Here is a 6,710-nt window from a genome sequence, read left to right as displayed (position 1 = left end):
CTTCTTTTACGCCCTCGGTGGTGGATGGGAGGAGCGGAACATGAAGGGCCTTGGGATCGATAGGCTGGCTGAGTACTACCAAAAGTTTGGGTTTGGCGCTAAAACAGGCATCGATATTCCTGGTGAAGCAAGTGGTCTGGTACCTACTCCTGCCTGGAAAAAAGAGGTTATTAAAGACAATTGGTACATTGGCGACACGTACCAGGCCTCGATTGGCCAGGGATTTGTATTAGCCACCCCACTTCAGCTGGCTTCTGCCACTGCCAGCATCGCCAATGGCGGGACACTTTGGAAGCCAACCCTAGCTTGGTCCCATGTCGACCCTGTGACAAATGAAGAGATACCTTTTCCTCGAACCCCGCTTGCCCAAGGGTTTGTGGACCCAGCCCACCTCCAGGTTGTGCGCGAGGGTATGCGTCAAACGGTAGTTTCGGGATCATCACGTCCCCTCAACCGGTTAAAGGTTACTTCGGCAGGAAAGACTGGTACCGCTCAGTTTGGGAACCAAGGGATGCTTAACGCCTGGTACAGCGGCTTTGCACCGTATGAGAACCCCACCATTGCATTCTCCATCCTCATTGAGGGTGGCGGTGAAAGCTTTTACTCATCCGTACCGGTCGCTGAGGAAATCTTGCGTGGCGCCTTCAACGAGCCTCTTGGGGAGGGCGAGCAGCTCTTTGCAACCACCAACACACCAACCGAGTTCATTGGAGAGAGATGAGTTGGAAAAAGACCAATAACCTGATTGGGAACAGCCTAGCCCGCCATGGCCTAAGTGCCGCCGTGCTGGCGGGAACCGTTTGCCAAGAGGCGGAACGCCTCTACCCCGGCATGTTCCGTGCGTCTTCCCTAGTGAACGGCACCCTCAACATCCACCTCCCCTTAGAAAACCAAATGAAATTCCGCCACATTGAAGGGAAGCTTTTACAAGACTTAAAAATCTTCACAACAGGTAAGAACCTGCCCGTTCCTACCCGAATCAGATTGACAATCAGCCCAAGTAGCGCTACAGTATAAGCGTACGTTTGATCGATCTCTTGTTCCCTTTTATTATTTTCCTCCAAGCTCTCTTGGGATGGACCCAGTACCGGCTGCACTGCATGATCTCGCGCTTCAAATATCCAGCTGCACCTTGTGCCGCCTCTGTGAAGGCCGTACGCACGCTGTTCCCGGTACCGGCAACCCTCACGCTGAGGTTGTCTTCATTGGAGAAGGCCCTGGAAAGAAAGAAGACGAACAAGGCATCCCCTTTTGCGGGGCTTCGGGAAAGTTTCTCGATGAACTCCTTGCCTCAATCGGCATGAACCGCGACGATGTATTTATCACCAACATCGTGAAATGCCGCCCGCCAGGCAATCGAGACCCTCTCCCGGATGAAAAGGCCACTTGCGCTCCTACGTACTTAGACAACCAACTCACTCTCATTAATCCCAAGCTCATTGTCACGCTTGGCCGCCACGCCCTAGGCCACTTTGTACCGGACCTCAAAATCTCCGAAGTACATGGACAACCTAAAAGATACAAAGACCGCGTATACCTAGCCCTCTACCACCCAGCAGTTGCACTCTATAACGGTGGCATGCGGCAAACCCTCCTCGAAGACTTTCAAAACATACCCAAAACCCTTAAAGCCCTTAGCCGGCCAATAGGATAAACAATTCATAAATCATTCAAAAAACGTTCGTATGAACATCATTACAACCAATAAAGATGCGTTCTCAGAAGAGAACCAATCAAAACTACCTCAGAGACAGAAGCGCCCTCGCAAGGTTCAGCTGCGGGACAAACCCGTAGATGCCCCTGCCGCAGCTTCTACTACACCTGCAGTGCCTCAGGCACCTGCTCTTGACCGTCGCCCACAACCAACCGGCAACCGTCCTCAGCGCCCTGACCGCCAGCCAGTAGACCAGTCCGGACAGAAGACAACCTTCTACCAGGCTGCACGTCCCCGCGGCCCTCAGGGTCCAGGCCAGTCGGGCCGCCCTCACTTTGCTATGCCTCCACAAACGAGCCGCCTAGCAGAGCAGCAACAGGCAAGCCGTCCTGTGCCCCCAAACATTCCTGCTGGCAGCCAGCCAAAGGAAGCCGCTACCACGGTAACCAACAACCCAAGCAACCCTAAGCTGCGGATTATCCCACTTGGTGGTCTTGAGGAAATTGGTAAGAACATGACTGCCTTTGAGTATGGCAAGGATATCCTGATCATCGATATGGGATTCCAATTCCCAGACTCAGAGATGCTTGGTGTCGACTACATCATCCCGGACATTACCTACCTTGAAGACAAGAAGGACCGGATTCGTGGCGCCATCATTACCCACGGTCACTTGGACCACATCGGTGCTGTCCCTTACCTTGTAGAGCGCCTTGGCTTCCCAACCATGTATGGCACTGCCATTACCATGGGTATGGTGAAGCACCGCCTCGAGGAGTTCAACCTGGTCGGCCGCAACAAATGCGTCACCATTGAACCAAACAAGGACGTCCTCCAGCTTGGCGCGTTCCGTATCCGTCCATTCCACCTCGTACACTCCGTTCCTGGTGCTCTTGGCCTGGAAATTGAAACGCCAAACGGCCGTATCGTATACGCAACCGACTGGAAATTTGACTACACCCCTGCTGACAACAAGCCAGTAGACCTTCGGGACTTGGCCATGATCGGTGCCAAAGGAGTAGACCTTCTCTTCTCAGACTCAACCAACGCCGAAAAGCCTGGTTTCTCGATCTCAGAAAAGATTGTTGAGCAGTCCCTCTCCAGCGTCATCAACGACGCAAAGAGCCGGATTGTAGTGGCAATGTTTGCCTCTAACCTGAACCGTATTCAGCAGACCATTAACGCCGCTGCACGCGCTGGACGGAAAGTACTCATTATTGGGCGCTCCATCCAGAACAACGTGGAAATGGCCGTTAACCTGCGCGCCATTCAATTCCCACCAAACACCCTCATTTCTGAAAAGGAAATGAACAAGTTTGATGATGACAAGCTCCTCATCATTTGTACGGGTGCCCAGGGTGAGGAAAAGGCTGCCCTTAACCGCATGGCTACCGGCGAACACCGAACCTTGCAGATTAAGCGCGGTGACACCGTCATCATCTCTGCTTCCCCTATCCCTGGAAATGAGAAGTCAGTAGAGGGTGTTATGAACGCACTCTATAAGTGTGGCGCCAACGTCATCTATAACAAGATGCTCGACGTACACACCACTGGCCACGCATATGCTGAAGAGCTCAAGCTCATGCTTGCGCTTATGCAGCCAAACTACTTCATCCCACTTCATGGTGAGCGCTCCAAGCGTATCGTCCACGGTAAGCTGGCAGAAGAAGTAGGCGTTACCCCTGGCAACATCATGCTTGGTGACAACGGTACCGTTCTCGAAATGGATCACACCGGTAAGGTGTACCTTACCGAGGAACAGGTACCAGCTGGATACGTCATTGTAGACGGTTTGGGTATTGGGGACGTTGGCAACATCGTTCTCTCCGACCGTAAAGCCATGGCTCAAGAAGGTATCTTCGTTGTTATCGCCATTTACGATAGCCACAAGAAGCAGTTCACCAGCTCACCAGACATTATTTCCCGTGGGTTCATCTACATGCGTGAAAACGAGCGGTTCATTAACGATATCCGCAACGAGATTAAGCGCATCCTGAATGCTGCCGCTGCAAAGCCTGGCTTTGACATGACCAGCACCAAGAATGAACTCCGTGACTTCTTGTCCAAACTCCTCTTCCAGAAGACTGAGCGCCAGCCAATGGTGATCCCAGTTATCATCGAAGTTTAAGGGAGAATTCGCTGATTTGAGAAAAAATGCCACCCAATTGGGTGGCATCTTTGGTATTGGCAAAGTTAGATGTCGTAGACTTTGCGCTCGCCTCCGCCACGGCCAGTGGGAGAAGGAGATAGTGGAACACCCAGGGAACCATCTGGACCCGACTGGCCTCCGTCGTCCGGAGGATCATTAGGTGGTAGTTTTCCAGGGCCCGCTGACCAACCAGTAAGATCAATCCTCTTGCTAGTGTAGTCCGACTTTCGTCTCGGTGGATCCGATTGAGCCTTAGCATGGTCAAGAGCCTGGAACGCAAGGAATACCGCTCCCAAGGCACCTATATATCCTAAGACTGAAACGTACCACTCATCAGGCCCCGCACTCCAACCCCATACACCCAATATGAACGCCGAACAGAACAGCGCCACACAAACAACCCAACGCATTGATGTACCTCCTCAAGGAATCACCTTGATTGTTACCTCGCAAGGTAACAAATACGTCCCTAACTCACAAGCTAAAGCTCGATAACCTCGCCCTTATACCCCTTTTCTACATCTGTAGTTGTAAGAATAGACTGGTACTCTTCTGTCAGTTTTGTGACTGCCTTGCGTCGCTCCTGGTCAAATTCAGAGTAGACATCGTCCAAGAGAAGGATTGGTGAGGCACCCGTACTCACCTCTACGTGGCACACTTCCGCCAATTTAAAGGCTAGGACAAGTGCCCTAATCTGGCCACGGGACATTCCCTCGGCTGCTGGGTGCTCACCCCACATAAAAGTAATATCTTCACGCTGCGGGCCATATAAAGTAACGCCCGCCCCTATTTCTTTGTAATGGTTCTCCTGGAGATGATGGAGGATGGTCTCTTCTGTGGCGGCGTGGCGGGGACTTTGGTCGTATTGGATGGTAACCGGTGGGACGTCTGAAATAAGTTCAGCAAACTTGTCTGTAACCGTAGCCGCAAAAGCCGGTACCGCTTCTGATCGGGCAGCCCGGATTATGGCAGTTTCGGCAGCCAATTGCTCATCCCAGTACGCAAGCTCCTCGATTTGCGCCTCGCGCTCCTGAATCTGCTTAAGGAGTTTATTACGCTGCTTTAACACACGCTGTAAACGACTCAAGGAAGTAAGGTAACCAGGTACAGACTGGGCAAGCAAGCGGTCGAGGGCGTTGCGCCTATAACTTGGGCTGCCCGTAATCAGCTGGCTGTCATCGGGTTGGAAGAGGACAGTTGGCATCGTACCTACAACCTCCCCCACCCTTTTACTGAGCCCATCTATCCGAATGCGCTTGTAGTATGGCTTGCGTTGAATAACCATCTCTTTGTCACCACTCACAATGCGAGCAAAGGGTGCATCCCAACTAACTACTTCACTATCTTTTCCGGCCCGCCAGGAGGTTGTGAGAGAGAGAAGTGAGACAGCCTCTAAAATATTAGTCTTCCCCGCTCCGTTTGGGCCCACCAACACTGTTTGATGCCCAAACTTCACCGACAGGTCGGTGTGATTACGGAAATTCTGCAGCTGTAGCTCTTCAATCATGCAATTTTCACCCCTAATCCAACCGAATAGGCATGACGAGCTGCAGGTACTGCTGATCTTCTGTTCCTATAACGAGGGGCGAGGTAGATCCACTGAAGCGGAGCTGTACTAGGTCTGTTCCGGTAGCGCCAGCGGCATCCAAAAGGAACCGAGCATTAAAAGCTGCTTTAATCGGTGTAAAGCCCTCCTTAACCACGGCATAGAGGGTATTCTTTGCATTCCCCCTTTGAGAGCCGTAACTGGAAAGTATCAGGGTGCCCGCAGCATCAATTTCCAACATAATATTGGCAATTCCGGCGGTGGAAAAAATTGTGGCGAGGCGCAGTGCCTGAATAAGTTCCGCAGTCGGCACATCTGCCTGAGCCACAAACGTAGTGGGAATAATGGACTGATAGGGAGGAAACTTCCCCTGCAAAAGGCGGGAGTACACCTCGACGCCCCCAATTTTGAAGATAATTTGCTGGTCACCAAGTACCAATTCAATACTTTCTTCCAGTGGGAACTGCGCAAGTACTCGCACCACCTCCTGAATGCTTCGTCCCGGAATCAACAGTTGTTGAGGAGATCCAACAGGAAGTATCTCAATTACTTTCTCCACAAGGCGGAAGCTATCGGTGGCCGCAAGGGTGGCAGAACTCTCATTAAGAGTTAAGAGGATACCCGTAAGCACTGGGCGCGCCGGGTCTGTAGCACACGCAATTACCACCTGGCGCACCGCGTCAGCAAACCTAGAGGCAGGGAGGAGGATTTTCTGCTTCTCTTCCACCTTAGGTAGGGCTGGGTATTCCTCAGGATCAATTCCTGCCAGACGCGCCTCTACCTTAGAGCCGCTACACACCAACTCATTCCCCTCTAATCTAAAGAGAAGCTCGTCATCTGGGTTCTGATGCACAAATTCCTGGAATACCTTTGCCGGGACAGTAAAAGCGCCCTCTTGCTGTATTTGGGCAGGGACATTGGCAGAGACCGCTAATTCTAAGTCCGTACCACTTATCCGCACCAAAGAGCCATCCGTCTCAATGAGGACATTCGAAAGGACCGGCAGGCTTTGCCGTACTGTGACAACCCTCCCTACATGCTGGAGGTACTTATCTAAGTCTTCGCGTGAACAAGTGAATTTCATGTCGTGGCCCTGTGGAAAACCTGTGGATTACTTGGGGATAACATCAGTTTCTCGATTGGACAAATTGGGGAGAACTGTGGGGAAACCATGGGGATGAAATGGGCTTTTCCCCAACTACACGTAAAGGCTATCACACATTTCCCCATTTCCCCATTTCTATACACCGCCTTATGCACAGCTGAATTGTAGCGATTCACGGCTTTCACCAAGGCTTTTATTACGTTATCCCCTTTTCCACAGGCCCCTACTACTATTACTAGAGAATATATAAAGAAAA

Annotated in this window: 7 protein-coding genes; 4 read left to right on the top strand and 3 right to left on the bottom strand. The window is 51.6% G+C overall.

Going from position 1 to position 6,710, the window contains the following annotated elements:
• From VLA04_01265 to VLA04_01250, 4 genes are all read left to right on the top strand, one after another.
• The coding region (locus tag VLA04_01265; protein ID HSI20326.1) for a penicillin-binding transpeptidase domain-containing protein at positions 1-721 on the top strand (721 nt) is incomplete at its 5' end.
• Complete coding sequence (locus VLA04_01260) at positions 718-1,017, top strand: hypothetical protein (protein ID HSI20325.1); 300 nt, start codon at positions 718-720, stop codon at positions 1,015-1,017. The genes VLA04_01265 and VLA04_01260, both read left to right, overlap by 4 nt.
• Positions 1,018-1,075: 58 nt before the next feature.
• Positions 1,076-1,654 carry a uracil-DNA glycosylase gene (locus VLA04_01255; protein ID HSI20324.1) on the top strand — a complete coding sequence of 193 codons (579 nt, stop codon included), beginning with the start codon at positions 1,076-1,078 and terminating at the stop codon, positions 1,652-1,654.
• A 31-nt stretch (positions 1,655-1,685) separates the two neighbouring features.
• The gene (locus tag VLA04_01250) at positions 1,686-3,782 is read left to right on the top strand and encodes an RNase J family beta-CASP ribonuclease (GenBank protein HSI20323.1); all 2,097 of its coding nucleotides are present in this window, start codon (positions 1,686-1,688) and stop codon (positions 3,780-3,782) included.
• 502 nt (positions 3,783-4,284) lie between these two features.
• Here the strand turns inward: VLA04_01250 and VLA04_01245 are convergent.
• From VLA04_01245 to VLA04_01235, 3 genes are all read right to left on the bottom strand, one after another.
• Positions 4,285-5,310: a DNA replication/repair protein RecF gene (locus VLA04_01245; GenBank protein ID HSI20322.1), complete on the bottom strand. Its 1,026-nt coding sequence runs from the start codon at positions 5,308-5,310 to the stop codon at positions 4,285-4,287.
• A 13-nt stretch (positions 5,311-5,323) separates the two neighbouring features.
• Positions 5,324-6,433, bottom strand: coding sequence for a DNA polymerase III subunit beta (dnaN, locus tag VLA04_01240; protein ID HSI20321.1), 1,110 nt, complete (start codon positions 6,431-6,433; stop codon positions 5,324-5,326).
• Positions 6,430-6,710: hypothetical protein (locus VLA04_01235; protein ID HSI20320.1), on the bottom strand; the 281-nt coding region annotated here is incomplete at its 5' end. The genes dnaN and VLA04_01235, both read right to left, overlap by 4 nt.

This window comes from Verrucomicrobiia bacterium (assembly GCA_035460805.1).
GTDB lineage: Bacteria > Patescibacteriota > UBA1384 > CAILIB01 > CAILIB01 > DATHWI01.
The sequence above is the reverse complement of the archived record's forward strand: the minus strand, read 5'-3'. Positions and strand labels throughout refer to the sequence as shown.